The following is a 25,803-nucleotide window of genomic DNA, read 5'->3' as shown; positions in this document are numbered from 1 at the left end:
CACGGCTGCCCTGATCCGTCCGCGGGTATCCGTCGAATGACGGATACCCGCGCTCGTTCACCTGCATCGATTGGGCCGATCACCCGATAGTCGGTGATCTGGATCACTCATAGCGTGAGGAGTGCCGCGGCACGACGCCGCGGCACCGTCGGCGAGGCCGACGCGCTCGTCCCCGCGATTCGCGGCGGGACCCGATCCTTCAGGAGTGCACGGTGACTGATCTGGCAGAAACCACGGATACGACAGCCCCGGACGGGGCCGTCGAGCGCAGGGTGTTCGACGCGGTCGACTCGTTGCGCGACGAGATGACCGCGATGCTCTCGCAGATCATCTCGATCCCCAGCGTCAACCCCAAGTACCCCGGGCAGAACTACGACGAGGTCGTGGGCCTCGAGGGCCGAGTGAGCGAGATCCTCGCGGAGGTGTACGAGGATGCCGGCGCCGACGTCGAGCGCTGGGCGGTCGAACGGGGCCGCACCAACGCGGTCGGCACGATCGCCGGCAGCGGCGGTGGGCGGTCACTCATCCTGAACGGACACGTGGACGTCGTGCCCCCGGGTAACACCGCGAAGTGGGAATCCGGTGACCCGTTCTCCGGCCGGATCGACGACGACCGGATCTGGGGGCGCGGCGCCAGCGACATGAAGGCCGGTCTGGTCGCGCAGGCGTTCGCGGTCAAGGCACTGCAGCGTGCGGGTGTGCAGTTGTCGGGCGATCTGATCATCCAGGCGGTCGTCGGTGAAGAGGTGATGGACCACGAGTGCGGCGTGACGTCGACGCTCGAACACGGGTACCGCGCGGACGCGGCGGTGGTCGCAGAACCCAGCGGTCCGACGGCACTCGGCGTCATCCCGGTCACCCCGGGGCTGTTGTGGTTCTCGGTAACCGTGGGCGGCAAGGCAACTCACTCCTCGATGCGCGGCCAGACGATACGCGCCGGAGGCGGCGGCGCGTCGATCGGCGTGAACGCGATCGACAAGGGCATGCTCGTGTTCCAGGCGTTGCAGCGCCTGGAGGAGGAGTGGGCGTTCACGAAGACGCATCCGCTCTTCTCCCCCGGTCATTTCACGATCCATCCCGGTGTGGTTACGGGTGGACCGCACGGCGTTCTCGTGCCCTTCATCCTGTCCGAGTACATGACGATCGAGTACTGCGTCTGGTATCCGCCGCAGGAGGATCCGGCGAACGTCAAGGCGGAGATCGAGGCGCAGATCGAGGCGATCGCCCGCACCGACGGTTGGTTGCGGGAGAATCCTCCGTCGGTCGAATGGAAGCTCAACTGGCCCGCGAACGATCCCGGCCCGGCCGCGGACGACATCGTGTCGGCTGTCAGCCGCGCGCACGGCCGGGCAGCGGGTAGCGCGCCCTACGCTGGGCCGACGACCGTCGCCGGCTTCTGCGCCGTGGAGGACTGTTCGTTCCTCACCAATGCGGGCGTTCCCGCGATCAGCTACGGCCCCGGCGACCTGCGTGTCGCCCATGCCGACGACGAATACTGTCTCGTCGACGAGATTCACACTGCAGCAAAAACGTTTGCCTCCCTCGCTCTCGACTGGTGCGGCAGCGCCTCCTGATCTCCCCGACCACACAAAGGTTTCCAACCCATGAAGGACTTCATTCGTGGGCTCGACCCACGCACGATTCGGATCGTCTTCGGTGCCATCTATCTGGTCACGTTGGCGATGGCACTGTTCCCGCCCTTCTATCTCGCGTCGAGCGGATCGGCGACTCTCGTCCTGGGGCTTCCCTGGGCCATCACGTACTGGCTGTTCGACGCCGTGATCCTGGGACTCGCCCTGTGGGCGCTGTACATCGTGGAGGACATCCGCGGCGAACTGGACGAGGACCTGCCGGCCACCATCCCGACGGGCGGTGAGTGACATGGCGATCATGCTCGGCATGATCGCGGTGTTCTACGCGATCGTCATCTACATCCTGTACGCGACCCAGCGCAACGAGAAGCCGTCCTTCACCGAATATTCGGTCGGCGGACGCAGTTACGGCCCATGGTTCGTGGCCATGTCGTACGTGAACTCGTGGTGGCCCGGCGCGGTCTTCATCGCCTTCTTCGGAATCGCCGCCGGTGCAGGCGTTTTCGCATTCTACGGACTCGCGTACTCGAGCCTCGGCGTGGCGATGATGTACTTCATGGCGACCCGCGCGTGGCGTTGGGGCGCCCGGTACAACCTGCGCTCACAACCGGATCTGCTGGAGATGCGGTTCGGTTCCCGAGCGGTGAAGGTCATCGCGAGTCTCATCGGCGTCGTGTCGCTGTTCCCGTGGGTCGTCCTCGGCATGCAGGCCTTGGGGCAGCTGTTCGAGGTCGCGAGCGAGGGCCGCTGGTCGCTCACCACCTCGCTGCTCGTGGGACTGGCCATGATCGTGATCCGGCAGTTCTGGACCGTGAAGATGGGCATGCGCGGACTGATCATGACCGACGTATTCCAGGGCATCGTCGCGTACGTCGTCGCCGCCCTGGTCTGTCTGTTCATGCTGTTCGGGCTCGGTGGATCGCCGATCAGCTTCGCGACCCTCGCCTCCGTGCCCGAGCAGATGCTGCGGGTTCCCGGCGACGGGGACGGCTACGGCGCGCTCTATCTGTTCAGCCTTATCTTCACCGGAGTCATCGGCTCCCTGTGTTGGCCCACCAGCTTCCAGCGCATCTACACCGCGTCGGGAGTGCGGGCGGTGAAGTCGGGGACCATCCGGACGGTCGTGCTCTCGGGCGTCTTCTACTCCCTGCTGATGCTGCTCGCGATCGCCGCCTCGGTGCTGCCCGACGTCGCCGAGGCGCCTCAGAACGGCTGGTTCACGCTCATGTTCGACTACGGCGGAACCTGGATGCTGGGTCTTGCCGTGACGATGGTGTTCGCCGCGTCGATGGGTCACATCGACGGCAGCGTCCAGGTGTGCGGTCTGCAGATCGCGAACGACATCATCCGCTCGGAGAAGCGTCCGCTGACCGACACCACGCTCACCTACGTCGCGAAGTCCTCGATGGTCGTCTTCATGGCAGCGGCCGCACTGGTCGCGTACCTGACCTTCGACATGACCCGGCTGCAGTTGCTCGCGCAGATCTCCTACCAGGGAATCGTCCAGTTGGCCGTTCCGCTCTTCCTCGGGATCTTCTGGCGCGGCGGCAACAAGTACGGCGCCGTCGCCGGGATGTCCGTGGGCTTCCTGACCGCGATCGCGCTGACATGGTTCTACCCGGACGACATCGCCGGGCTCGGGAGCCTCACCGGAGGCGTCGTGGCCCTTGCACTCAACCTGGTTGTCTACCTTGCCGTCTCAGCGATGACAGGGATCAGCGACGACGAGCGCAGTCGCGTCGATGCCCTCTTCGTCGAGGCGGCCCGCCCCACTCCGATCATCAGCCCCGCCGAAGCCAAGATCTGACCCGACTGCCTCGGCAGCGACCACGGTCGCTGCCGAGGCAGTTCTCGTTTCCCGTCCCATTCCCCACGGAAAGGTCGCACGCCATGGGCCACGACGATCACGACCTGCTCGCCTTCGCCGCCCGCTGGGCACCGTTCGGTGGGCCGCCGGCCGAGGACACCTTCGTCAGATTCGGTATGACTCTCCCGCGCTTCCGCATTCGGGTGCAGGAGGCCGCAGCGCGCCTGCGGAGCAAACGAGCGGAGCAGCGGATCCGACGAGGCGGATCGAGCGGTAACGCACCCATTCCCCTGTGATTCGCGAAACGCCCGTCGAGCCGGTGACCGCGGAACCGTACGCCGTCGAACGCCTTCAGGCGACTCCCGGTCCGGCCCGCTGGAGTGACGGCACGCTCGCGTACTCCCAATCGTGCTTCGATCAGCATGGTTCAGTTGCGCTGTCGCATGCGCTCGAGCGGCTACCGATTTACCCATTTTCGTCACATGGGACCGTTCAGTCGGTACTGTGCTGCCGAGTGCTGACCTGCGGCGCTTACCTGGAGGTGGGCGCAAACTTGCCCTTCCGCAACGCTGGATACGTGCCGACTATCGGCTACATAGGGAGCTGATCACCATGAGACTCACCTTGACCCGATCCGCAATCCTGGCCGCGGGGCTATTCCTGGCCGCAGCCCCTGCGGTCGCCCACGCCCAAGACTCCAACGGTGGCGGGAGCCTTCCCACAGGCAGCTACGTCCGGTCGAGTTACGTCGATACCCTCTGGGATGCGCATCGATTCGACCGGACCTTCACCCGGGAGCAGATCACTGAGTGTCGGGAAGCTCACGCAGGCGGCATCGGAACCGGCTTCCGCCCGTGCCCCACGGCACCGATCACCGATCTGGACCTCGCTGCAGCACGCCTGACATTCGGCTCCATGGAACTGGTGTTCGGCTCCTCGAACTGATTCAGCGCACCGCTTTTCGGGTCGGCGCCACGTCCCGTGGTGTCGACCCGATCGGCTACCGCAGCGAGGCAACTGCAGACGAGCCTGCCGGCATACCGAAGGACATCGAGGACACCAGACCGAATACGGCTGAGCGATGTGAAGCAGGCCGCATCACCGACGCCGAACTGTGTGCAGTGGTTGGGTACTGACCCGAACCGAAGTCGGGACTGGGACTGTTCGGGCCCGAGCCGCTACGCCGACTCGGCGGCACCGTCCGCGCGCAGCTCGAGAACCGAGCCGCTGCGCCGCGCCTGTCCCCGCACACCCGGGCCGGGGGCGGTGACGGCGATCCGCGTCCGGTCGCCGCGGAAGAGGTCGCGTGAGAACTCGAACGGAACGCCGTCCTCGTCCCGCGTCACGCGGGTGATGAGCAACAGTGCGGCGTTGGGTTTGATCGACAGCATCGACGCCTCGTGCTCGCCGGCGTTCACGGCCTCGATTCGCTCGTCGGCCTCGCCCGGGACCAGTCCGTAGTTCTGCTCGAGCAGTTCGTAGAGGGAGCCACCCAGCGGCTTCTCGAGCAGGTCGGGGAATCGATCGGCCGGGAACTGCACCTGCTCGAGCGAGATCGGTTCACCGTCCGCGAGGCGGATGCGACGAATGTCCACGACGAAGTCTCCGTCGCCGGTCCCGAGCGCCCGAGCCGATTGGGCGTCCGGCTCGGTGATCCGGGTCGAGAGGATCCGCGAACCGGCGGTGTACCCCTGGCTGGCCAGGTAGGCGGGGACACCGACCACACCGGACAGGTTTCGCTCGACCTTGGTGTCGCTGATGAAAGTGCCGCCGGACCGGCCGATGGATCGGTTGACCATTCCGGCTTCCTCGAGGGCGGCCAGAACCTGACGCAGGCTGGATCGGCTGACGCCGTAGTGCTCGGCCAGTTCACGCTCGCTGCCGAGCTTCGATCCAGGTGGCAGCTCTCCGGAACTGATATCGGCCACGATACGGCGGCGTAGTTCCTCCGTTTGATTTCCCAAGACGCCCTCCCCAAACCCACCCATTGTGGTAGGACCAAATCCTACCGCACGCGACCATTACGCCGACGACAGTCTCGCGCCGGCGCACGAGGCGCCGGCGCGAGGATCTCAGATCTCGTTCAGGGCTTGCAGGCTTTCGGGCAGAACCTGTCCACCGTCGACCACCAGGGTCTGGCCGGTGACGTACCCGGCCTCGGGGGATGCGAAGTACATCGCGGCGAAGCCGATGTCGTCGACCTCGCCCAGGCGCCCCTGCGGTACCGCCGCGGCCATCGCCGCCAGGTACTCCTCACCCATTCCGTCGAGGCCCTCGGTCCTGATGTTGCCAGGCAACACGGCGTTGACCGTGATGTTCCGGGGGGCCAGTTCCATCGCCGCGGTCCGGACGAATCCCAACTGCGCCGCCTTACTGGCGCCGTAGTGCGACCATCCGGGGTACCCGGTCATCGGTCCCGTGATGGACGACGTGACGACGACGCGGCCGCTACCGCTCGCTTCGAGCGCCGGCACCGCGGCCTGTACCGCGAACACCGTGCCCTTGAAGTTGACCGCGAGGACCTCGTCCAGATCGCGCGGCGTCAGGTCCTCGAGACGGCAGGACGGGAAGATGCCGGCATTCGCACACAACACGTCCAATCCGTCGTACCGCTCGACGGCGACCTCGACCATTTCGGCGCACGAGTCCGGGTCGGTGACGTCGACCTGCATCGCCGACACCCGGCCGGGCAGTTCGGACAGTTCGGCGACGGCCTTCTCGAGTGCCTCTCCGTCCCGCGCCGTGATCAGGACATCCGCGCCCGCCTCGGCGAACACCCGGGCGATGCCTCGGCCGATGCCCTTGCTGCCGCCGGTCACGATCACAGACCTGCCGGAATTGGATGTGAACATTGACTTCCTCGAATCACTCGTAGGGAGAGGTACTACAGGATCGACCGCCCACCCGATTGCAAGTATCGCTCGGCCAGCTCGCACGTTCCGGACGCGTAACTCGCACTCTTCGTGCGTGATTCACGAGAGTGCGCGTGCGATCCCATCCACGCGGTCAACATGAGGCGGCGCAGCAGCACGAAGGTGGGGAGCATCGCCTCGTCCTCGGCGGACAACTCGAACTGGGACCGGTACCCGATCAGCCATGCCTCCTGCCAGTCCCCGAGCGCGGGCTCGTGCTCGATGAACGAGACCGCGGTGCCGAAGTCGTATAGGAACCAACCGAATCCGCAGTCGTCGAAGTCGATGACATTGACACGGGACGGCTCCATGAGCAGGTTGGCCAGCCGCAGGTCGGCGTGGATGAGGCCGAACCGCTCGGGCGACTGTCCATACGCGCCCAAGCGATCCCGGAGCAGGTCGACCGCGGGGCGCAGATGGGCGATCTCCGACGCGCCCAGACCGCTGCCGTCCTCCCATCGCCCCCACCGAGGCTCGGCGCCCAGGCAATGCTCCCAGTCCCACGCGAACCGAGTGAAGCGACGGGGCGGGGTCCACTGGCGCGCGTGCCGATGCAGGCGAGCCGTGACGGTACCCAGAGTCTCGAAATCGTCTGTCGTGATGCCACTCTCGTCAGGTTCGAGGCCACCCATCGTCTCGAACAGGACGGCGTGACGCGCTCGGCCGTCGACCTGAACCGTCACGACCCGGCGTCCGGCGACGGTCGGGATCACCGCCGGCGCGTACACCGCTCCGTCGGCGCTCAGCGAAGTGAGCCAATCGAGTTCGGACTCGATCGCCTCCAGTTCGTGATACCCCTCGCGGTGTACCCGGAGGATCCCGCCGCTACCGCTGGCGGGATCCTCGACCAGGTACGTTGCGTTCTCCGAGAGGTTGATCATCCGGCACCGTGTCTCCGCCGAAAAGGCGTACTCGGTCAGCGCCCTGTCGGCGACCTCGTCGTCGAGCGAGCGGACTCCGTTCGCAGGCATAACACCACCCTCGTTCCCTGGCCGACGGAGTCAGCCGTGCTCTCGTCCTTCGATACCCGCAAGGACCTTGGTGATCTGGTCGCGGGCCACCGTGACGTCCTCGGTGGATCCGCTGATGTAGAGCCGACCGGCCGCGCCGATCATCTGGACGTCGACCAGCGTGATTCCCGGCGCGGCTCGCTCCGCCTCGTTCGCGGCGACGGCGGCGAACAACGCGGGGGTCATCTCGTACACGAGCAACGACTCCCCCGGCATGACCATCGACGCCTGCCGGTTCCGGTTGAGGATCACCGCGTGCTGATCGGTGATGCTCTCGATGATGTCGTGGTACAAGACCTTCGGCCGGAGTTGGTCACTCGCCTTGTTGCCGGTGCCCTGGAGAATCGCTTCCCCCGCCCGCACGACGTCGTCGAGCGACCGAGAGTGGATCTCCAGGACACCGAATTGCCTTTCGACGTACAGGATTCCGGGCTCCACATCCGGGACCGAACGCAATGCGAGGTCGATGACCCGTTCGATCGCGAGTGCCGGCGACACCTCGACGATCAGCGCGTGGTCGCCCTCGTACGGCGGATAGCCGCGCGCTCGAGTTGGCGTACCCATGTAGGCCGCGAACTGCCGCTGCAGGTCGTGCACCATGAGGTAAACCCGGATATCGGTGGGGGTGCCGACATGCTTCTCGCCCACAGCGCCTCACCTCCTGTCTGTGCGTGGGATGTAGGACTACTTCGACGAGACGGAGAAGTGCGCGCCGAGTTCCGCGTGCGGACGAGGAATGACATGCACGCTGACGAGTTCGCCTACCTGCGAGGCGGTCTCGGCACCGGCCTCGGTGGCCGCCTTCACCGCTCCGACCTCGCCGCTGACGATCACCGACACCAGTCCGTCTCCGACGTCCTGCCGGTCCGTGATGGTCACATTCGCGGCCTTGACCATTGCGTCGGCGGCAGCGAGAGCAGCGACGTAACCCTTGGTCTCGATCATTCCGATGGCGTTGCTGGACATTGCATCTCCTTGGTGTGATGTGCACGCGGTGTGCGAAAACTCGGGGTGGATGGGACCGGCACGATGTGCCGACCTGTTCGGGGTGTGGTGGGTGCTATTCGGGTACGGGATCGACCGACCCGATGATCAGCGCGTCCACCGGCGGTGCAGCACCGGGAAGCCAGGCGGACGCGACCGAGCCCTGCGCGACGAGGACCTTTTCGCCGAGACCTGACCCCAGGACGTCGAATGCGATCAATCTGGCGCCGCTGTCGGCCTCGACCTCGAGGAACGCACCGTGGGGTAACCCCTCGACGCGTCGGGTCGCCCAGACGTTTCCGGTGACGGTTGCGAGGATCATCTGCGCTCCTTCTCGATCTCGACGCCCAACGCACGGGCCTTCTCCCGTGCCAGCGGCGTGAGGACGGCTCCCGGTGCAAGCACCAGTCGGCCACCGGACTCGGCGACGGCCGCGATGTGACGCTCCGTCACCGCGCCCCGGTCGATCCGGGTGACGGCACCGCCGGCGGCGACTGCGCCTCCGAGGAGCCGGAACTGAAGGCGTCCCGACCGAACGTCCGCACGGGACTTGGGGTTCTCGAACAGGACGAGCAGCGACCGCACGAACGCCGACAGATCGGTATCGTCCTTGATGCGCACGGACTCGACACGTTTGCGCTCCGCGGCCGAGCGAGGTCCGGTCGGCGCCGCACCGATCTGGTCGGCGAACGTGGCCGGTCCCGGCTGCGGCGGCGTGATCGACTTGGCCGGTGCGGCAGACGAGCTCGGCTTCGACTTGAGGTCGCCGACCACCTCGCGCACGACATCTCGGACCATCTGCCGGATCTCGGCGGGGAGCAGATCGCTCATCGCACACCTCCCGCGAGCGCGTCGCGAGCCGCTTCCGCTGCCTGCCGGACGTCGGCCTCGGCCCCGGACAGGTAGACCCTGCCGGTCGCGCCGATCATCCGGAAGTCGACCACCTTCACGTCGGCGGCCTTCTCAGCCTCGTTCGTCGCCAGAATGGCGTACGACGCGGGCTGGACCTCGAGCACGAACAGCGATTCGCCCGCCAGCACCATCGAACCGATCTTGTTGCGGTTGATCAGAAACGCGTGCTGGTGCTCGACACCGGTGATGATCTTCGACGCCAGGATCGTCGGCGACAGTGCCGAACTGGTGGTCGCGTCGAGGGCATCGAGGGCGGCCTCCGCGGCCGCCGTGACCGCGCCGGTCTCCCCGTGGAACTCGAGGTAGCCGAATTGCCTTTCCACGACCAGGATTCCGGCCTGCACCTCAGCGTGCTTGAGCGCGACGTCGGTGACGCCCTCGATGTCGAGACCCGGTGCCACCTCGATGATCTGCGCCGCCATGTCGGCCCGCGGAAGTGCACCGCGGATCCAGCTGCCCAGATACGACATGGTCTGTGGTTGTAGTCGATCGATGAATATGAAGGAACGCAGCTCTGCCACGGTTCACCCCTTGACGAGTTGAGAGAGCTCTTCGACGACGATCCGCCGCAGTTCGGCCCTGAGTTGGTCGGTGCCCGGCGTTCGGTCGGCCGGGCGCGGTGTCGGTCGGGGTCCGGCAGGCTGGGCCCGCCGTGGCGCGGAGGCCGGCTGGGCGGCAACGGCTCCCGGATCGTTCGAGGGGGTCGGATACCCCGGCACCGGTCCGGTGCGACCACGCCACGGCTCGAGACCGGTCATCGCACCCATCGGGACCGAGGGGTCGCTGTTGAACGCGATGCGGGTCCAGTTCAGCAGGTGCCGGGGCTCGAGGTTCTCACCGATCGAACTGCGGCCCACGAACCCGGTACCGATCGTCATCGACGGTGCCAGGTTGGTGTCCAGACCGGAGCCGCCCGTACTGTTCCCGACGTTCACGGACACCCGTAGCACCGGGACGCGCGCCCCGAACTCGACGATCGTCGCCGGGTCGGAGCTGTGGATCGCTCCCGAGTGGCCGGCGCCGGCGATGCGGACCACCGCCCGGGCCACATTGATACCTCGCCGGGCATCGGCGACCCGTGTCATGCCGATGACCGGCGAGAGCTTCTCGTGGGTGAAGGGCTCCTCGGGGATCACCACGTCGAACGGAGCCACCAGTAGCCGCGTCTTGGCGCCGACCGCGATCCCTGCCTCGGACGCAATCCAGGTCGCGTCCTTGCCCACGACGTCGGTGTTTAGGTGCCCACCCGGGAACATGTACTGCCGCAGCCGGTTCACCGACTCCTCGTCGAGGATGTGCGCGCCGGCGCGGGCCATCTCCTGCTCGAGCCGGTCGGCAACGGACTCCTCCACGATCAGCACCGACTCGTTGGTGCACAGCACCGAGTTGTCGAAGGCCTTGCTGTCGACGATGCGTTTCGCGGCAGCCCGGATGTCCGCGGTCGCATCCACGAGGACCGGCACGTTGCCGGGTCCGACGCCGAGAGCCGGGCTTCCCGACGAGTACGCCGCGCGCACGACGCCCGTGCCGCCGGTCGCGACGATGACGTCGGTGCGCTCGTCGGACATGAGCTCCTCGACCAGCGGGATCGACGGGTCCTCGATGATCTGCACGATGCCGTCAGGGGCGCCGGCGGCGGTCGCGGCCTCGGCGAGCGTGCGCGCCGCGTCGACGCAGCACTCCTTGGCCCGTGGATGGGGCGCGATGACCACGGCGTTGCGGGTCATCAGACTGAGGATGATCTTGAAGTACACCGTTGCAACCGGATTGGTCGTGGGCGTGAGTCCCAGGACCACGCCGGCCGGCCGGGGCAGTTCGGCGATCTTGCGGGCCTCGTCCACCCGCGCCGAGACGAAGTCCTCGCCGCGGTAGTGCTCCACGATCCCGCGCGAACACGCCTGGTTCTTGCGAACCTTGTCCGCGACGACACCCATCCCGGTCTCGGTGACCGCCCACTCCGCGTACTTCTCCGCGTTCCGAAAGCCGGCTTCGGCGACCGCGTTCACGATCGCGTCGACACTCGCCCGGTCGTAGTCGGCGTACGCGGCCGCCGCCCAACGGGCCCGTTCGAGAATGTGTCCGGCGCGTGCCGTACTCGTCAACTTGCTCTCCGATCGGTACTGCGAACCTCGGCGCGTGCGCGACCGACCGCGACTTCGAGCCGGTCGAGCACGTCCTCGCAGAGGTCGCGGGGCATGAGGATTCCGGGCTTGAACTGCAGAACCCGAGGATCGAGCGTCGAGAAGATGGCCCACACACCCAGCTCGTAGAGGTGACGCATGACGAACTTGGCGCCCTCGGGATGATCGAACTCGAGCCCGACGACGACGCCGTTCTGACGGACGCCGACCATCCAGTCCGGGTACATCTGCTGAATCCGGTTCAACCCGTCGCGCATCAGCTCGGAGATGTAGTGGACCATCGAGCGGACCTCGGGGCGGGTGGTGATCTCCAGGGTCTTGAGCGCCGCGACACAGCCCACCTCGGCACCGCCGAAGGTGGAGATGTGAGCGAAGCCGTCCTGGTCGAGCCACTGGCCGGCGCGGTCGCTCAGCAGGGCTGCGGTGATCGGATAGACCCCGCCCGAGATGCCCTTGCCGGTCACCAGGATGTCGGGCTGGATTCCGTGCTTGGTGATGCCCCAGAGTTCGCCGGTGCGCATCAGGCCGGTCTGCACCTCGTCGGCGATGTACAGCGCGTCGTACTTCTCGGTCAGCGCCTTGACCGCCTCCAGGTATCCCGGCGGCGGCAGCGGGAAACCGTATGTGGCCGGGATGGTTTCCATGATCACCGCGGCAACGTCCCGACCGGAGAGTGCGCGTTCCATCGCCTCGAGATCACCGAAGGGCACCTGGACGAACTCGTCCGGCCGATCCGCGAGGAAGATCTTTGCGAAGCGGTCGTCGCCGGTGGCCAGCGCGAGGCCGGTGTGCCCGTGGTACGCCTTGACGATCGACACGATCTTGCGCTTCTGCGTGGCGTGCCGCGCACTCTTGAGCGCGATGTCGATCGCCTCGCCACCACCGGATCCGTACGCCACCTTCGTCAAACCTTCTGGCGCAGAGGCGATCAGTGCCTCGGCGAGTGCCGTGCGCGCCACGGACGGGAAGTGATGGTTGCCGACGTCGAAGCGGTCGAGCGCATCCTTGACCGCGGCGACGACCTCCGGATTGCGATGCCCGAGGTTGTAGGTCCCGCCGTTGAGGTGCAGGTCGATGAGGCGACGCCCGCTCATGTCCCACAGGAAGTAGCCCTCGCGACGGTCGATAACCAAATCCACACCGGAATTGGTCCAGAACTTGGTCTTGTCCGGATTCCAGTACCTCACGGACTTCTCGAGAACTTCACTCTTTGACTCGAAAGTGAATGAGCCGTAGTCGTACATGGCCTACCCATCGTCGGTCAGGCCCGAATCAGATCGGGCGATCAGCCACTGTCGACATCGATACTAATGGTCGGACCAAAGATGTCAATGGTCTTCTTGCAACGAATATTTCGCAGCTGTACGTCTTGCGCGGCCCATTTGGTAGTGCCATTATTGCCGCCAGCTTACTGTGGCGCAGGCCACAAATTCAACGCCAGTCCGACGATTCCGGAAGGCCTCCCCCATGACCCAGACCGAAAAACAGGAGTTCACGCCCCCGAGTCCCTCCGTACAACGGCTCAGACGCAACGCTGTCGGGACCATCGGCGTCATCTTCATGGCCGTAGCGACGTCCGCCCCGATCACGGCCATGGTCGGAAATGTCCCGATCGCGGTGGGCTTCGGCAACGGTTCGGCGGCACCTGCCGGATATCTCGTCGCGACGATCGTGCTGGGACTCTTCGCCCTGGGCTACGCGACGATGGCGAAGCACATCACCGCGACGGGTGCCTTCTACGGCTTCATCTCGCACGGTCTGGGCCGAATCGTCGGTATGGCAAGCGGATTCATCATCACCATGGCCTACGTCGTCTTCGAGGCGGCGCTTGTCGGGATCTTCTCGTTCTTCGCCGCCAACCTGGTCCGATCGGAACTCGGCTTCTCGGTTCACTGGATCGTTTTCGCGCTGGGCATGCTCGCGCTGAACGCGATCCTCACCTACTTCGACGTCAACCTGACAGCGAAGGTGCTGGGCGTGTTCCTCGTGGCGGAGATCGCGATCCTCGCCCTGGGCGCACTCGCCGTCGTCGTCCACGGCGGCGGGCCCGAGGGCTTCGTCCCCGAGTCGATCAACCCGCTCAACGCGTTCAAGCCGGCAGAGGGCGTCGCGGTGGCCAGTGCCGGTCTCGGCCTGTTCTTCGCCTTCTGGTCGTGGGTCGGTTTCGAGTCCACCGCGATGTACGGCGAGGAGTCCCGCGACCCGAAGAAGATCATCCCGCGCGCCACCATGTTCGCGGTCCTCGGCGTCGGCGCGTTCTACGTGTTCGTGTCGTGGATGGCGATCGCCGGCACGGGTCCGCAGGAATCGATCGCTCTTGCACAGGATTCCGCGACTTCCTCGGAGATCTTCTTCGGGCCGGCGCGGGAATACCTGGGGGCGTGGTCGGTCACCGCCTTCAACATCCTGCTGGTCACGGGTTCCTTCGCGTGCGGGATGGCGTTCCACAACTGCGCGTCCCGGTACCTGTACGCGCTCGGACGCGAGGGACTGTCGCTGCGCCTGCAGCGCACGCTCGGCGCCACCCACCCGAAGCACGGCTCCCCACACGTCGCGTCGTTCGTGCAGACCGGGATCGCGACGGCGATCGTGCTGCTGTTCCTCGCCGCCGGCATGGATCCGTACGGCGAGATGTACGTGGTGCTGGCCATTCTCGGAACGATGGCGATCCTCATCGTGCAGGCGTTGTGCGCCTTCGCCGTGATCGCGTACTTCCATGTGGGCAAGCACCATCCGGAGTCGGCACACTGGTTCAAGACGTTCACTGCGCCGCTGCTCGGCGGCATCGGGATGCTCTACGTCGTCTATCTCCTGTGGGAGCACAAGGAGGATGCGGCAGGATCCGCCTCCGGCACACTGCTGTTCACGCTGACACCGTGGATTGTGGTCGGTACGTTCGTCACCGGTGGCGCCATCGCCGCCTACTTCCGGTTCCGTGATCCGGCGCGCTACGAACTGATCGGTCGAATAGTCCTGGAGGAGGCCCACGAGCGGGAGTGATCGCGGATTCACCGAACAAACGACCGAGGCGGAGTCCCGCGACGTGGGATTCCGCCTCGGCTTCGTACGGAACCCTTCCGCCGGATGCCTCCGGGGCGCATGATCCACGTTGTCCATATCCCAGGTGCACGAGGAGCCGCCATGACGAACTCTCACGACACCCTTGCGATGGTCGCCGACATCGCAGCGATCTGTACCGAGCCGACGGCGGAATCCGAGCGGGCGAAGGCGGTCATCGAGCGTCTGCGCGCGGACATTCCGTTCGAGGCCGCCTCGCTGTCGATGTACGACCCGGCGGACAACGTGCACACGACCGTTGCCGGCGCCGACTACCCGCGTGAGGTCGTCTCGTATCTCAACGACGGGTTCACCGTCGACGATCCGGCCTTCCTGGCCATGCGGTTCCGGCATTCGCGTCCCCTTCGATGGTGTGACATTCCGCGCTACGCCGAGACATTCAGTGCGCGAGAGATCTTCCGTCCCTCAGGCTTTCGGGAAGGTGTCACCACCTGCCTGTTCACGCGGGAGGGTCGCTACACCGGCTCACTGCACCTGAGCACCACCTTCGCGGTTCCGCTCAGCGACCGGGCCATCGACTGCCTGGCGGTGATGCGTCCCGTCCTGGGCTCGCTCATCGACCCGCTGCGGACGGTCGACGGTCCGGCCTGGACCGAACTTGTCGAGACCGCCGTGGAGTCGGCACTGCTGACCCAGCGCGACGAGCTGGTTCCGTTGCCCGGCCTGCAGGGCGGCCCTCTCCTGGCGGCGGGTGGTCCGCTCGAGAAGCAGGTGCGGATCGCGTCGCTGCTTGCCGGCCGGCACAGCTCCTACACGACCGTCGACGACGGGCGGACCGTTCGGGTGCAGCTCACGCCGGTTACATCCGGACACATCGTCACGGTGCACGAGGAGCGTCCGCCGCGGGGGCTGACCGTCCGTGAACTCGAGGTTCTCGGGCTACTCGCGCAGGGGCTCAGCAATTCGGAGATCGGCTGCGAGTTGCATCTGAGTCATCGGACGGTGGCCACCCATGTCGAACACATCCTCGAGAAGTTGCAGTGTCGGTCCCGGGTGGCCGCGGCAGCGATCGCGACCGCGGAAGGCATCGTGGCGCCGCCGGTCGGGTGAGCGCCCGCGCACCCGACCGGCGGCGACATCACAACTGGACCGGGGTCCCGATCGTCCAGCCGCCGTCGACCAGGAGGTTCTCGCCGACGATGTGGTCGGCCAACGGCGAGGCCAGGAAGAGCACGGCGTTCGCGATGTCCTGCGCGGTGGCCCACTTGCCGCGGGGAGTCTGGCCGGAAAGGGCTGCACGCGTCTCGTCGTCGTACAGGGCGGTCATCTCGGTCGTCACGAAACCCGGGGCGACCGCGTTGACGTTGATCCCGTGGGCGGCGTAATCGACCGCCACCTGACGGGTGAAGTTCACGATCGCGCCCTTCGACGCGCAGTAGGCGGCGAACCCGGGGTTCCCGCGGAGGCCGCTGATGGAGCTGATGTTGACGACCTTGCCCGGCCGGTCCAACGCGCGCAGTTGCCGGATCACCTCGCGGGTGCAGTGGAAGGTGCCGTCGACGTTGACCGACATCTGCCGCCGCCATGTGTCGTCGTCCGTCTCGACGACGGATCCGGAGACGAGGACGCCGGCGTTGTTGACCAGGATGTCGATTCCGTCGAGCCGAGCGGAGACGTCGGCGACCGCTGCCGCCACCTGAGCGCTGTCCGAGACGTCGATCACCACGAGTTCGGCCGTGCCACCGTCGGCGACGATCGACTCGGCCGTGGTCGGCCCGCCCTCCCTTGCGGCCTCGGTGAGATCGGCGATCACGATGTGAGCACCGGCCCGAGCGAGTGTCTGCGCAATCGCTCGCCCGATCCCGGAGGATCCGCCGGTCACCAACGCGACCTTGCCTGAAAGATCGATCATGATGCTCCTCGAAGTCGTTGCCCTGCTGGTGTTTCCCACGCTAGAAACGGCGACGAGAAGTAGCCATCGGGTGGTCGACCCACTGTCGCGCCTCGCTCCGTCCGGGGGGTCCGTCAGTTGACGGACCCGCAGGACCGGTCGCGCAGGTCAAGGCGCGCTCGACGTCACCGCCTCCTCGCGCCGTCGGGACTGCAGCTGCGTCGCCGTCGCGAGGCCGGCCAGCAGGAAACCGGCGGCGCCGAACAGCGACCAGCGGGTGGCGTCGGCGAAGCCCTCGGACAGCGCGTCGGCGGTCTCGGGCCCGGTGGGGCCGAGCTTGCCGTTCTCGCCCTGCTCGCGGATCGCCGGGATGGTGCCGCCCGCGGAGTCGCGGGTGCTGTCGACGAGCTGCGCCTCCACCTGCGGCGGCAGCGGGACCGGATCGAGCCGGTCGGTGAGGCTGTGGGCGAGCCCGAGGGACAGCACGGTGCCGAGGATGGCGGTGCCGAGCGCGGACCCGAGCTGGCGGACGGTGCTCTGCGTCGCCGAGCCCTGGCCCGACTCGGACGTCGGGATGTCGACCAGGACGGTGCCGGTGAGCTGCGCCGACGCCAGCCCCAGGCCGAGCCCGTAGATCGCCAACAGCAGTGCCATCAGCCAGGTCTCGGACGACGGACGCAGGTACAGCGCGAACGCGAGCACACCGATCACCTCGAGCGCCAGGCCGAGCATCACGGTGCGCGGGGCACCGAAACGGGCGGTGACGTGGCGGGCGGCAGCACCGGAGGCGAAGGCGCCGAGCGCCATGACCGCGAGCACGTAGCCGGCGCCGAGGGTGCTGAGACCGTACGCATTGACGAGGAACAGCGGCAGCACCAGCAGCAGACCGAACTCGCCGATCGCGACGGCCATCGCGGTGCAGTTGCCCCAGCTGAAGGTGCGGAACCGGAACAGCGCCAGGTCGAGGATGGCCGAGTACGCGATCCGTGCCCGGTGTCGCTCCCACACCACGAACCCGACCAGCGTGACCACGCCGACGGCGGCGATGACCGGGGTCGCCGAGATCGGGGCGGTCGCGGGCCAGGTCAGGCCGAACACGTTCAGGTCGGCGATCGGCTTCCACCACCCGAGGGTCTGGCCCTCGATGAGCGCGAAGATCAACGCGCCGAAGCCGATTGCGCTGAGCAGCAGACCCACCACATCGAGTCCGGGCACCGTGATCTTCGCCCGCGTCTCGGGGACGGCGAGGAGGGCGCCGATGATGACGAGGATGCCGATCGGGACGTTGACGAGGAAGATCCACGGCCACGTGAACGACGTCGTGAGCCAGCCGCCGAGCAGCGGCCCGACGGCGGCCATGCCGGAGATCACCGCGCCCCACACGCCGAACGCGATCGCCCGGTCGCGGCCACGGAAGGTCGCGTTGACGGTCGACAGCGTGCACGGCAGCACGAACGCGCCGCCGACGCCTTGCACGACGCGGGCCACGATGAGCGCGGTCGAGCTGTCCGACGCCGCCGCCATCAGGCTGCCGCCGATGAACACCAGTACACCGAGGATGAACAGCAGGCGGCGGCCCAGCCGGTCGCCGAGCCGGCCGGCGGTGAGCAGCAGCGCCGCGAACACCACCGAGTAGATACTGTTGATCCACTGGGCGTCGGTGAGATCGAGACCCAACTCGTCGATGATCACCGGCAGCGAGACGTTGACGATGGTCCCGTCCACGACGATCAGCGACAGGCCGGTGGCGAGGACGCCCAGACCGATCCATTCCCGCGGCCCCACTTGGGTTTCGGTCGATTCCACTGCCATGGCGCGCGCCTTCCTCCCTGCGCCTCGAGACGACGCTACCGCGATCTCAGCAGAGGCGGCGCGCAATCTCGCGCCGAACGGCCGGACACCCCGGCATTTCCAACTTTCGGACGATTTCGCGCGCCGCGGCGCGTCACGTGAACGCGATCACCTGCTCGCCCCACGCCGCCCGCAGCGGGCCGTCCAGATCGGCAATCACCGTGTCGTGCTTGTCGATCACCATCGTGGCCCGGCCGATCGGGTCGTAGGGATCCCACGTGGGTTCGCCGTCGAGTCCCACCGGCACAGCATTTTTCGCGAACTCGAGCCACCGCTGCTGCATCCGCGCCGAGACCTTCCGCGCGGTCGACAGTCCGCCGAGCAGGAACGGGATCTCCTTGGGCCCGTGCGCAATGTTGCCGAACACGTACGGCAGTTCGGTCGCGTGGGCCGCGCCGATCCCCAGCGCCTTCAGCATGGGGGTCGCGTAGTCGAAGCGATACAGCCAGGTCGGCGCGTAGCGAGCGTGAGCCTCGACGATCCACAGCGTCGGCAGGCGGAATCCGAAGTCGCGCGTCAGCCCCAGCGCGTCGTCCCGGGTCTCCAGACCCGAGTACGCCGATTCGATGCGGGCCTGATCGGGAAACTCGACGTCCGGGTGCTCGGCCGCGATCTCGGCGAACATCCCCCGGATGACATCGGGATCGAGCGGCATGAGCGGCGACTTCATCAGCTTGAACAGCGTCGACTCGTCCTTGTTGGTGCCGATCAGCAGCGGGACCCGGGCCGCGGTGCCGTTCCAGAACGAGTTGACCGGGTAGTCGGGCACCAAGTCGCCGTCCACGATCGGCCCGAACGCGAGCGTGCCGGGCGTCTCGGTGGGGATCCGCGCGAACAGCTCGTCCGACGCCGCCAGCAGCTCGTCGGTGCTTGCGGTGAGCAGCCGATCGACGGGATCGCCTGCGCCACCGAGGATGTCGAGGAAGACCCGCGCGACGTGCGCGGCCCGCTCCTGGTTGTAGACCGACGTCGCCGGCGAGCTCTCGGCGATCGCGCGGTGGAACAGGCCCTGCGCCGCCGGCACCGTCAGCAGGGTGGTGACCGCGCCGCCGCCGGCCGACTCCCCGAAAAGCGTCACGCAGTCCGGGTCGCCGCCGAACGCCGCGATGTTCGCCTGCACCCAGCGCAGGGCCGCGATCATGTCCAGCAGCGCGACGTTGGTGTCGAAGCGGAAGTCGTCGGTGTTCAGCGACGAGAAGTCGACGAACCCGAACACCCCGAGTCGGTAGTTCAGCGTCACGACCACGACGTCGCCCTGGTCGGCGAGCGCACGGCCGTCGAACACCGGCTGGCTCGACGCACCGCGGAAATAGGCCCCGCCGTGGATCCACACCATCACCGGGCGACGGTCACCGGCGGTCCCGGTCGACCACACGTTGAGCGAGAGGCAGTCCTCGTCCTTGCGCACGTTCCCCAGCGGCATCCCCGGCATCGGGCTCTGCGGCGCCGCCGGACCGAAACGGTCGGCGTCGAACACGTCGGTCCAGGGTTCGGGTGCGACCGGGGCCCGGAAGCGGTGCCACCCCGTCGGTGCGGCGGCGTACGGGATGCCCTTCCACACGTTGACGGGTCCGTCGACGGTGCCGCGCACCGGTCCGTGGGTCGTGTGGACCACGGTGGTGTCGGGTGCGATGAGAGTCATGGGTGTTTCCTCCTTCGAATCGCGGAATGTCACACGGTGAGTGCGGTGACGAGGTGCGAGACCTGAAGACCGGCCAGCAGCAGGAACAGCACGGTCATGATGGCGGCGTTGTGACGGATCAGTTCGTCCTTGACCACGCCCAGGGCGGCGGAGACGCGCTTCGACGGCACGGCAGCGAGGACCGACAGCGCGATCAGCCCGGCGCCACCGAGCACCGCGACGCCGAGGACTATCAGCGCCGCCTGCCCCGCCGGCGCGTGCGCACCCGCGACCACGGCGCCGGCGTGCAGCTCGAGCGGCAGGTTCTTCGCGTTGGGGACGGTGAGCAGCAGGCTCAGGACCGCCGTCTTGGCGCCGTTCATGGTGTCGATCTGCGCCATCCACGACGGCATCGCCGCCACGGTGCCCGGCCTCGGGCGGCTCCGCCAACTGACGGCGGCCAGCGCCACGAAGGCGAGCCCGAAGACCGTCGCGAACACGAACTGGCTCGAATGGCCGGCACGGTCGGTGCGTCCGGTACCTTCCTCGGCCGTGAGCGCCGAGACGCCGATGACGACGACCGATGCGGTGACGGCCGTCGCGGTGAAGATCGCGGCGTTCGTCTTCGCTCGCGCGGACAGCAGGATCGCGATGAGCGCGGCAAGCGGGACCGGGCTGACGATCATCTCGATGCCGACCAGAATCAGTTGCGCCACTGCGTTTCCCATGCCGACATCACGTCCCTTCGTTCACACGTGGATGCGGGACGGGGCTCAGCTCGACGCGGCCGTCACAAGCATCCGTCACGAACGATAGGAAGCGTGTTTCGCCGCAACCGTCCGATGTTCGGGTATTGCGACATCCGGCGCCCGCCGAGCGCGAAACTCCTGTTCGGGATCAGTCGAGGCGCACCGACAGCAGCACCGATCCGGGCTCCTCGACGAGCTCGGCGGAGCCCACCCGGCTCGACAGCGTCGCCAGCCCCAGCCCGTCCCCGCGGTCGCGGACGACCTGCCCGGGAGACCGGATACCGATGCAGATCACGGACGTTCGCGGATCGACCGTCATCTGCACGCGCAACGGCCCGCCGCGCCCGTGCCGGATCGCGTTGGTGAACCCCTCCGACAACACGTCCACCGCGTGCTCGAGCCGGACCGGGCTGTCCGACAGCAGCGGCCACACGCCCTCGTCGAGGTCCGCCCGGACCGGCACGGCCGCCGCCCACATGTCGATCAGCTCGGTGATCTGCTGCCGGGCGTCCGGCCGCGCCGTGGGCGGCGGTTCGTCCCGCGCCACCTCGCGCAGCAGGCGGTCGACGATCTCCCCCACCGAGACGTCCAGCGCACCCGAGTCCCTCCGCATCGCGAGGGCCGTGGCCACGAGTTCGCCCTGCACCGACGAGTGCAGCACGTGGGCCAGCCGACGCCGGGCGGCGATCACCCGGCCGTGCACATCGGCCGCCTGCCGACTGTGGTCGCCGAGCGTGTCTGCGAGCTGCCGTTCCTCGATTCCCCGCTGCTCGTTCGCGGCGGCGATCAGAGACATGGCAAGCGCCGCGAACGGATAGAAGGCCACACCGGGTATGACGAAGGCGGGTGGGAATCCGTTGCCGCCGAGAATGATCCAGAGGATCAGGGCGGTTGCCGCCGCGACGGCGCTGTACGCGAGCGCCATCACCGCGAGCCGACGGGTACCACTCCCGATCCGCATCACGGTGCGCTGCACCACCCAACTGCCGAGCACGCACACCGCCAGGCCGGCCGCCACCTGCAGGACCGTCTCGCGGAGGCCGTAACTCGCCAGCAGGAACGTCAGAATCACCGCCGTGTACAGCAGCGCCGGCAGGAGAAGTGGCGCCGGGCGCACCGCCTGCAGCACGCCGCGCAGGCGCTCCCGTCGGGTCAGCGTCGGCGGTGGGGACGCCGGCAGCGGCGGCGGAGTGGCATCGTCGAACAGCGCGTGGCTCATGGGGCGCACGATGTCCTCGGAGATGCCGCGCAAGAGACGCGCGTCGCGCTCAGCGTCGACGGACGTGCGATCGGTGTGCGCGAGCGCGGCGTCGATCCGTGCGGCCAGGTCGTCGGCGCACCGCCGGCCCAGCCCGGCGAGATACTCCTCGTCGATGCGGCGCTGCTCGTCGAGTGCCGCGCGTGCGGCCCGCAGCCGCGCCATCACCGCGTTGTGCTCGCGCACCGAGTCGACGAGAATCGCGATCAACGAGAGTGCCACGACGGCGGTCGTGATGTTGATGATCAGCCGTACCCCCATGTTCCGGGGATCGGTCGGCAGTCCCTGGATCGCGATCAGCGCGTCCAGCAGGAACGGCCGCGTCGCGCCGAGCAGGGCGAAGACGGCGACAGCGAGCGCCGGACGGGCGCGAGTTCGGTTGGGGTGCAGGACGGTGAGCCAGACGATCAGCAGTGCGACGCCCACGATCAGGTGCACCACCACCGCCACGCTGAAGTACGTCGGCCAGTCCGCCGGCCCGCGGGCGGACAAGTAGCTGCCCATGACCGTCACGGCGAACGGGGCGGTCAGGATCCACGACCAGCGGGTGACGGCGGACCCGCTGCCGATCCGCGACAGCCAGGAGAAGGGACGCCTCAACCGATCTCCGCCGGCATCCCGAAGCGCCGGACGTACAACTGCGCGGCGGCGACCCGCGGATTCAGCTCGGGACTGTGGTTGACCCCGAGCGCGTCGAAGGTGCGGGTCACCATCTTCTCGACGCTGCGCAGGCTCGACCCCCGGCGGCGCGCGATCTCGGCGTTGGACCACCCGAGCGCGATGCAGCGCAACACGTCCAACTGGGTTCGGGTGAGCCGCTCGAGCGCCGCATCCGGGCCGCCGCCCCGCGCCGGATCCGACGGCACCGGCTTCTCGGCCAGCGCCGACTCCACCGCCGCCACCAGGTCGTCGACCGACTCGAGCCCGACCTTGTCGAGGAAGACCGACCCGGCCGGAACGCCCTCCCCCGGAGCGATTCCCGCCCGCGGGTAGTTGGTCAGGAACACGACCGCGCAGTGTGGAGCCCGCGCGTGGACGATCATCGCCAGCTCCATGCCGTTGGGGCGCGTGCCGAGATCGATGTCGGTGATCAGCACGTCGGGGTCGACGGCGTCGAAGTCGGCGAGCGCGGCCGCCGCGGACGGGCGGTCGTGCACCTCGAATCCCGCATGTCGGAGCGCCTCGGCCACCAGCGACCGCATGAGGGGCTGGTCCTCGACGACCAGCGCCCTTCGCACCCACGCGGTTTCGCTCATCGGACGAGACTAACGGGTGCGCCCACCCCCTCGAGAGGTCGTACGCATGGCTAACGATGTGTCGGGCTGGTCAGCGCCCCGGCAGGTACTTGAGGGCCTTGACGGACGGCGGCAGGAGCTTGGCCCACGCCTTGGCCGGAAGCCACGGCGGGCCACCGAGATTGACCACGCGGGTGGTCGCGACCGTCTGTGCCTCGGTGTACTTGAGCAGGCCGTCGGCACCGTGTCGACGTCCGACACCGGACACACCCATGCCGCCCATCGGGGCGGCGGTGCTGCCCCAGGTCGGGGCGTAACCCTCGTCGACGTTGACGGTGCCCGCCTTCACGCGGGCCGCGATGGCCTCGCCCTCGGCGTGGCTGCCGGCCCACACGCTGGCGTTGAGTCCGTACTCGGTGTCGTTGGCGCGCGCGATGGCCTCCTCGACGTCGGCGACCGGGTAGATCGACACCAGCGGCCCGAACGTCTCGTTCGCGTAGCACTCCATCTCGGGGGTGACATCGGTGAGCACCGTCGGCTCGTAGAACAGCGGGCCCAGGTCGGGACGTGCCTTGCCGCCGGCAACGACGGTGGCGCCCTTCGCGACCGCGTCGTCGACATGGCCGGACACGGTCTTGACCTGGTCCTCGGAGACGAGGCTGCCCATCTCGATGCCGAACTCGTAGCCGGGCGCCAGGCCGATGTTCCGGACCCGCTCACCGAACATGCGGATGAACTCGGGCGCGATCGCCTCCTCGACGTAGATGCGCTCGACCGAGATGCACAGCTGACCGGAGTTCGAGAAGCACGCACGGACCGCGGCGTCGCACACCTCGCGCAGGTTCGCGCCCGCCGCGACGATCATCGGGTTCTTGCCGCCCAGTTCGGCGGAGAACCCGATCAGGCGACGTCCGGCCTGCTCGGCGAGCAGCCGTCCGGTGGCGGTGGAGCCGGTGAACATCAGGTAGTCGGTGTGCTCGACGAGCGCGGTGCCGACCACCGAGCCGGGGCCGGGCACCACTGCGAAGAGTTCGCGCGGCAGCCCCGCCTGGTACAGCAGCTCGACGCACGCCAGCGCGCAGTACGGCGTCTGGCTGTCCGGCTTGATCACGACGGCGTTGCCCGCGAGCAGCGCGGCGATCGCGTCGGACACCGCGAGGGTCATCGGGTAGTTCCACGGCGAGATGACGCCGACGACGCCCTTCGCGTGGTGCCGCACCACGGTCTTGGTGAGCCCGGGCAGCATGCCCTGGACGCGCTTGGGGCGCAGCAGCTTCGGGGCCACGCGGGCGTAGTGGCGGGAGGTCATCGCGATGTCGAGGACCTCCTCCATCGCCGACGCCCGGGACTTGCCGGTCTCGGCCTGCGCCATGTCCATCAGCGCATCGCGGTGCGCGAGCACCAGATCGTGGTAGCGCAGGAAGATCTCGGCACGCTCGGACGGCGACCGCTGCTCCCATGCCTTCTGCGCCACGCGGGCCCGCTCGATCGCGGCGATCGCATCGGCCGCGGTCCCCACCGGGACGGTCGCGAGTTCACGCCCGGTGAAGGCCTCGACGACCGGACGAGTCGGTCGGTCGGCCCGGTCGGGGATCGCGATGAGATCGGCGAGGCGGGCGAACGTCGCCGCTGACGGAGCAGGCATTTTTGTACTCCTACCGGTGAGTAGATTTCGAGTTACACACAACCTACCCCGTCCGTGGTCACCGTCACAGGGATCCGGATCCGAGGCTGCCGAATCCGAGACTGCCGAGCGAACCCCCACCGGTGCCGGCGGTCGGGAAGGTGATCTCGCCGGCGTACTCACGCTCGATCGCGGCGCTCCGGAGGGTCACGCCCGCCTGCCACGGTCCGTTCGGAAGGTCGGCGCTGTCGGGGATCCGGAAGCGCACCTTTCCGGTGGCCCCGGCGGCAATGGTCGCGTCGTCGGACGGCACCGGCTCGACGGTCGCCCCTCCGGGTCCGCGGGAGAGGGTCACCTCGCCCTCGAGGGCCACCGCCCAGGTGCCGGTGTTGCGGACGTCGGCGACGACGACGGCCTGGCCGCGGGAATCACGTTCGGCGGCAAGCCCGACGATCGTGTAGTCCGCGGTGCGTCCGGTCGGGGGCTCCACCGTCACGTACGCCCGGACGCCCACCCGGGGCGCCGTCGCCAGTGCGGAGCCATCGGTGACGGGCTGTGCCCAGACGACGCCGTACTGGGTCCCCGCCGGTGCGTCCGCGGGGACGGTGATCGTCACCGTCACGTCGGCACTCGTGCCGCCGGCGAGCGGCAGGCTCTGCCTGTTCACGCTCGCCCAGGTGGTGAGCCGATTGGCGGTGCCCCGGTCCTGGACCGTGAACTCACCGTTCCGCAGCGAGGCGGCGCCGGCGTAGACGTCGACGGTCCGGTTCTGAGCCGTGCTGTTCGTGACCTGCACGCGCCGTTGGATCGTCCCGCCGGGCTGACGATGGTCGATGATGTAGTTCTGCTCCGGGAAGCTTCCGCCCGAAGGATCCAGCAGTCGGATTCCGACCCCGTCTCCACTCGCGGTGGACACGGGGGCGGCGTGAACGACCGTCGTCGACGCCGCGGCGATCGATGCGACCAAGGCGAGCAGCGTCAGGAACCGCCGCAACACAGAACTCCTGGAGCGCACCTTCGCGGAGTACCCGACGGTCACACCGCCGGACACGTCGTCGTGGAGCGACGGGATCCTACGCAACTCGTTCCTCCAGTGCTGTACCGAGACAAGGGCTACCGAGACGGTGGTCGAGATGCGCTCGAAGCGACTCATTTCAACAAACAATTGGACGCTTGTCCACAATTGCGCACTTGCGAG

The 25,803-nt window shown here is 67.8% G+C and carries 25 protein-coding genes; 7 read left to right on the top strand and 18 right to left on the bottom strand.

Annotated features, from left to right (window positions below; all coding sequences use genetic code 11):
* The first annotated feature begins 212 nt into the window (after positions 1-212).
* From ACQ5DX_RS24280 to ACQ5DX_RS24260, 5 genes are all read left to right on the top strand, one after another.
* Entirely contained in the window at positions 213-1,574 is a 1,362-nt protein-coding gene (locus ACQ5DX_RS24280; protein WP_430335023.1) for an ArgE/DapE family deacylase, read from the top strand.
* Between the two features lie 30 nt (positions 1,575-1,604).
* On the top strand, positions 1,605-1,880 hold the full coding sequence (locus ACQ5DX_RS24275) for a hypothetical protein (RefSeq protein ID WP_430335022.1): 276 nt from the start codon (positions 1,605-1,607) through the stop codon (positions 1,878-1,880).
* Position 1,881: 1 nt separating this feature from the next.
* On the top strand, positions 1,882-3,399 hold the full coding sequence (locus tag ACQ5DX_RS24270) for a sodium:solute symporter family protein (RefSeq protein ID WP_430335021.1): 1,518 nt from the start codon (positions 1,882-1,884) through the stop codon (positions 3,397-3,399).
* Positions 3,400-3,482: 83 nt separating this feature from the next.
* Complete coding sequence (locus ACQ5DX_RS24265) at positions 3,483-3,695, top strand: hypothetical protein (RefSeq protein WP_430335020.1); 213 nt, start codon at positions 3,483-3,485, stop codon at positions 3,693-3,695.
* Positions 3,696-4,011: 316 nt separating this feature from the next.
* Positions 4,012-4,344: a hypothetical protein gene (locus ACQ5DX_RS24260; RefSeq protein ID WP_430335019.1), complete on the top strand. Its 333-nt coding sequence runs from the start codon at positions 4,012-4,014 to the stop codon at positions 4,342-4,344.
* Between the two features lie 233 nt (positions 4,345-4,577).
* Here the strand turns inward: ACQ5DX_RS24260 and ACQ5DX_RS24255 are convergent, their stop codons facing one another.
* From ACQ5DX_RS24255 to ACQ5DX_RS24210, 10 genes are all read right to left on the bottom strand, one after another.
* Entirely contained in the window at positions 4,578-5,387 is an 810-nt protein-coding gene (locus ACQ5DX_RS24255) for a GntR family transcriptional regulator (RefSeq protein WP_430335018.1), read from the bottom strand.
* An 84-nt stretch (positions 5,388-5,471) separates the two neighbouring features.
* Complete coding sequence (gene fabG / locus ACQ5DX_RS24250; RefSeq protein ID WP_430335017.1) at positions 5,472-6,251, bottom strand: 3-oxoacyl-ACP reductase FabG; 780 nt, start codon at positions 6,249-6,251, stop codon at positions 5,472-5,474.
* 32 nt (positions 6,252-6,283) lie between these two features.
* Positions 6,284-7,282, bottom strand: a complete 999-nt coding sequence (locus tag ACQ5DX_RS24245; protein ID WP_430335016.1) for a phosphotransferase enzyme family protein — start codon at positions 7,280-7,282, stop codon at positions 6,284-6,286.
* A 30-nt stretch (positions 7,283-7,312) separates the two neighbouring features.
* A complete protein-coding gene (locus ACQ5DX_RS24240; protein WP_430335787.1) occupies positions 7,313-7,921 on the bottom strand; it encodes a microcompartment protein in 609 nt (202 codons plus the stop codon).
* Between the two features lie 84 nt (positions 7,922-8,005).
* Positions 8,006-8,287, bottom strand: coding sequence for a BMC domain-containing protein (locus ACQ5DX_RS24235; protein ID WP_430335015.1), 282 nt, complete (start codon positions 8,285-8,287; stop codon positions 8,006-8,008).
* 94 nt (positions 8,288-8,381) lie between these two features.
* A complete protein-coding gene (locus tag ACQ5DX_RS24230; protein WP_430335014.1) occupies positions 8,382-8,627 on the bottom strand; it encodes a EutN/CcmL family microcompartment protein in 246 nt (81 codons plus the stop codon).
* Positions 8,624-9,136, bottom strand: coding sequence for a hypothetical protein (locus ACQ5DX_RS24225; RefSeq protein ID WP_430335013.1), 513 nt, complete (start codon positions 9,134-9,136; stop codon positions 8,624-8,626). The genes ACQ5DX_RS24230 and ACQ5DX_RS24225 overlap by 4 nt, the downstream gene beginning before the upstream one ends.
* Complete coding sequence (locus ACQ5DX_RS24220; protein WP_430335012.1) at positions 9,133-9,738, bottom strand: BMC domain-containing protein; 606 nt, start codon at positions 9,736-9,738, stop codon at positions 9,133-9,135. Before ACQ5DX_RS24220 ends, ACQ5DX_RS24225 begins: the two co-directional genes overlap by 4 nt.
* Before the next feature lie 3 nt (positions 9,739-9,741).
* Complete coding sequence (locus ACQ5DX_RS24215) at positions 9,742-11,319, bottom strand: aldehyde dehydrogenase family protein (RefSeq protein WP_430335011.1); 1,578 nt, start codon at positions 11,317-11,319, stop codon at positions 9,742-9,744.
* Positions 11,316-12,602, bottom strand: a complete 1,287-nt coding sequence (locus ACQ5DX_RS24210; protein ID WP_430335010.1) for an aspartate aminotransferase family protein — start codon at positions 12,600-12,602, stop codon at positions 11,316-11,318. Before ACQ5DX_RS24210 ends, ACQ5DX_RS24215 begins: the two co-directional genes overlap by 4 nt.
* 223 nt (positions 12,603-12,825) lie before the next feature.
* Between ACQ5DX_RS24210 and ACQ5DX_RS24205 the strand changes: the two genes are divergently transcribed.
* Both ACQ5DX_RS24205 and ACQ5DX_RS24200 read left to right on the top strand, forming a co-directional pair.
* Complete coding sequence (locus ACQ5DX_RS24205; RefSeq protein WP_430335009.1) at positions 12,826-14,358, top strand: APC family permease; 1,533 nt, start codon at positions 12,826-12,828, stop codon at positions 14,356-14,358.
* A 141-nt stretch (positions 14,359-14,499) separates the two neighbouring features.
* On the top strand, positions 14,500-15,486 hold the full coding sequence (locus ACQ5DX_RS24200; protein ID WP_430335008.1) for a LuxR C-terminal-related transcriptional regulator: 987 nt from the start codon (positions 14,500-14,502) through the stop codon (positions 15,484-15,486).
* A 28-nt stretch (positions 15,487-15,514) separates the two neighbouring features.
* On the opposite strand, the gene ACQ5DX_RS24195 is transcribed toward ACQ5DX_RS24200, so the two are convergent.
* The 8 genes from ACQ5DX_RS24195 to ACQ5DX_RS24160 form a co-directional block, all read right to left on the bottom strand.
* Positions 15,515-16,288, bottom strand: coding sequence for an SDR family NAD(P)-dependent oxidoreductase (locus tag ACQ5DX_RS24195; protein ID WP_430335007.1), 774 nt, complete (start codon positions 16,286-16,288; stop codon positions 15,515-15,517).
* A gap of 147 nt (positions 16,289-16,435) precedes the next feature.
* Entirely contained in the window at positions 16,436-18,079 is a 1,644-nt protein-coding gene (locus ACQ5DX_RS24190; RefSeq protein WP_430335006.1) for a DHA2 family efflux MFS transporter permease subunit, read from the bottom strand.
* A gap of 133 nt (positions 18,080-18,212) precedes the next feature.
* Positions 18,213-19,760 carry a carboxylesterase/lipase family protein gene (locus tag ACQ5DX_RS24185; protein WP_430335005.1) on the bottom strand — a complete coding sequence of 516 codons (1,548 nt, stop codon included), beginning with the start codon at positions 19,758-19,760 and terminating at the stop codon, positions 18,213-18,215.
* A gap of 29 nt (positions 19,761-19,789) precedes the next feature.
* A complete protein-coding gene (locus ACQ5DX_RS24180) occupies positions 19,790-20,467 on the bottom strand; it encodes a GAP family protein (protein WP_430335004.1) in 678 nt (225 codons plus the stop codon).
* A 169-nt stretch (positions 20,468-20,636) separates the two neighbouring features.
* Positions 20,637-22,346 (bottom strand): hypothetical protein, encoded by a 1,710-nt coding sequence (locus ACQ5DX_RS24175; protein ID WP_430335003.1) that lies wholly within the window; start codon positions 22,344-22,346, stop codon positions 20,637-20,639.
* Positions 22,343-23,002 carry a response regulator gene (locus ACQ5DX_RS24170; protein ID WP_430335002.1) on the bottom strand — a complete coding sequence of 220 codons (660 nt, stop codon included), beginning with the start codon at positions 23,000-23,002 and terminating at the stop codon, positions 22,343-22,345. The genes ACQ5DX_RS24175 and ACQ5DX_RS24170 overlap by 4 nt, the downstream gene beginning before the upstream one ends.
* A 70-nt stretch (positions 23,003-23,072) precedes the next feature.
* A complete protein-coding gene (locus tag ACQ5DX_RS24165) occupies positions 23,073-24,626 on the bottom strand; it encodes a succinic semialdehyde dehydrogenase (protein ID WP_430335001.1) in 1,554 nt (517 codons plus the stop codon).
* Positions 24,627-24,690: 64 nt separating this feature from the next.
* Positions 24,691-25,758, bottom strand: a complete 1,068-nt coding sequence (locus ACQ5DX_RS24160; RefSeq protein ID WP_430335000.1) for a hypothetical protein — start codon at positions 25,756-25,758, stop codon at positions 24,691-24,693.
* Positions 25,759-25,803 lie beyond the last annotated feature (45 nt).

The organism is Rhodococcus sp. ACT016, assembly GCF_050477185.1.
Classification (GTDB): domain Bacteria; phylum Actinomycetota; class Actinomycetes; order Mycobacteriales; family Mycobacteriaceae; genus Prescottella.
The sequence above is the reverse complement of the archived record's forward strand: the minus strand, read 5'-3'. Positions and strand labels throughout refer to the sequence as shown.

Coding starts and splice junctions, on each gene's coding strand:
- ACQ5DX_RS24275 (WP_430335022.1), top strand. CDS start 1,605: ATGAAGGACTTCATTCGTGGGCTCGACCCACGCACGATTCGGATCGTC.
- ACQ5DX_RS24270 (WP_430335021.1), top strand. CDS start 1,882: ATGGCGATCATGCTCGGCATGATCGCGGTGTTCTACGCGATCGTCATC.
- ACQ5DX_RS24265 (WP_430335020.1), top strand. CDS start 3,483: ATGGGCCACGACGATCACGACCTGCTCGCCTTCGCCGCCCGCTGGGCA.
- ACQ5DX_RS24260 (WP_430335019.1), top strand. CDS start 4,012: ATGAGACTCACCTTGACCCGATCCGCAATCCTGGCCGCGGGGCTATTC.
- ACQ5DX_RS24255 (WP_430335018.1), bottom strand. CDS start 5,387: ATGGGTGGGTTTGGGGAGGGCGTCTTGGGAAATCAAACGGAGGAACTA.
- fabG (WP_430335017.1), bottom strand. CDS start 6,251: ATGTTCACATCCAATTCCGGCAGGTCTGTGATCGTGACCGGCGGCAGC.
- ACQ5DX_RS24245 (WP_430335016.1), bottom strand. CDS start 7,282: ATGCCTGCGAACGGAGTCCGCTCGCTCGACGACGAGGTCGCCGACAGG.
- ACQ5DX_RS24240 (WP_430335787.1), bottom strand. CDS start 7,921: ATGGTGCACGACCTGCAGCGGCAGTTCGCGGCCTACATGGGTACGCCA.
- ACQ5DX_RS24235 (WP_430335015.1), bottom strand. CDS start 8,287: ATGTCCAGCAACGCCATCGGAATGATCGAGACCAAGGGTTACGTCGCT.
- ACQ5DX_RS24230 (WP_430335014.1), bottom strand. CDS start 8,627: ATGATCCTCGCAACCGTCACCGGAAACGTCTGGGCGACCCGACGCGTC.
- ACQ5DX_RS24225 (WP_430335013.1), bottom strand. CDS start 9,136: ATGAGCGATCTGCTCCCCGCCGAGATCCGGCAGATGGTCCGAGATGTC.
- ACQ5DX_RS24210 (WP_430335010.1), bottom strand. CDS start 12,602: ATGTACGACTACGGCTCATTCACTTTCGAGTCAAAGAGTGAAGTTCTC.
- ACQ5DX_RS24205 (WP_430335009.1), top strand. CDS start 12,826: ATGACCCAGACCGAAAAACAGGAGTTCACGCCCCCGAGTCCCTCCGTA.
- ACQ5DX_RS24200 (WP_430335008.1), top strand. CDS start 14,500: ATGACGAACTCTCACGACACCCTTGCGATGGTCGCCGACATCGCAGCG.
- ACQ5DX_RS24195 (WP_430335007.1), bottom strand. CDS start 16,288: ATGATCGATCTTTCAGGCAAGGTCGCGTTGGTGACCGGCGGATCCTCC.
- ACQ5DX_RS24190 (WP_430335006.1), bottom strand. CDS start 18,079: ATGGCAGTGGAATCGACCGAAACCCAAGTGGGGCCGCGGGAATGGATC.
- ACQ5DX_RS24185 (WP_430335005.1), bottom strand. CDS start 19,760: ATGACTCTCATCGCACCCGACACCACCGTGGTCCACACGACCCACGGA.
- ACQ5DX_RS24180 (WP_430335004.1), bottom strand. CDS start 20,467: ATGGGAAACGCAGTGGCGCAACTGATTCTGGTCGGCATCGAGATGATC.
- ACQ5DX_RS24170 (WP_430335002.1), bottom strand. CDS start 23,002: ATGAGCGAAACCGCGTGGGTGCGAAGGGCGCTGGTCGTCGAGGACCAG.
- ACQ5DX_RS24165 (WP_430335001.1), bottom strand. CDS start 24,626: ATGCCTGCTCCGTCAGCGGCGACGTTCGCCCGCCTCGCCGATCTCATC.
- ACQ5DX_RS24160 (WP_430335000.1), bottom strand. CDS start 25,758: ATGAGTCGCTTCGAGCGCATCTCGACCACCGTCTCGGTAGCCCTTGTC.